This window comes from Flavobacterium frigidimaris (assembly GCF_002217275.1).
GTDB classification, from domain to species: Bacteria; Bacteroidota; Bacteroidia; order Flavobacteriales; family Flavobacteriaceae; genus Flavobacterium; species Flavobacterium aquidurense.
This window is the reverse complement of record NZ_MUGV01000059.1, coordinates 1-770: the sequence shown is the minus strand read 5'-3', so window position 1 is coordinate 770 and position 770 is coordinate 1. Positions and strand designations below refer to the sequence as shown.

Annotated in this window: 1 protein-coding gene; it reads left to right on the top strand. The window is 27.8% G+C overall.

Features of this window, described 5'->3' with window-relative positions; all coding sequences use genetic code 11:
• Positions 1 to 65: 65 nt before the first annotated feature.
• On the top strand, positions 66 to 644 hold the full coding sequence (locus B0A65_RS22805; RefSeq protein ID WP_074659897.1) for an HD domain-containing protein: 579 nt from the start codon (positions 66 to 68) through the stop codon (positions 642 to 644).
• The last annotated feature ends 126 nt before the right edge of the window (positions 645 to 770 follow it).

Genomic DNA, 770 nt, shown 5'->3' with positions numbered 1-770 from the left:
TTTTTTGTTTATATTTACTTTTGTAAAAATTAAACCTTATAAGCGAATTTAAGCAGTTAATACAAATGGAACAAAATAGAGAATGGTCAATAGATGAAATTCAAAAAATTTGGCAATTGGCTTCAAAATTACATGATGGGCAAAAATATGGAGGTCATAATGACGGTGAAAAAGTGGAATACATAAATCATATTGGAAGTGTTGTCTTTGAAATTTTTAACGCTATCCAATCAACAGAAAATATCAATTCAGATTTAGCTATAAAATGTGCAATCCTTCATGATATTATTGAGGATACAACATTGACTTATGAAAGTGTAAATAACCTTTTTGGTCATGAAGTGGCATGCGGCGTACTTGCGCTCACTAAAAATGATAAAATTGAGGGACAGACTGAAAAAATGATAGATAGTTTAAAAAGAATTAAAGAACAGCCTGTTGAAATTTGGGCCGTTAAATTGGCAGACCGAATTACAAATTTGTATGAACCACCATACTACTGGAATGACGAAAAGAAATTGAAGTATATTGAAGAAGCTAAAATGATTCTTAAAGAATTAAAAGACGGAAATAAATATTTAGCCGAACGCCTTGAAATTAAAATTAAAAATTATTATAATTTCCTGAGTACATCAAACAATTAATTTCATAAAAATAATTAATAAATCTTCTTAATTACTTTCAAACTTGATGTTTTTAAAGTTTACAAATTAAAATTATTTCGTAAAAACCTTCAATTATTTGGTTAGATATTTGAATGCTTCCCGCTA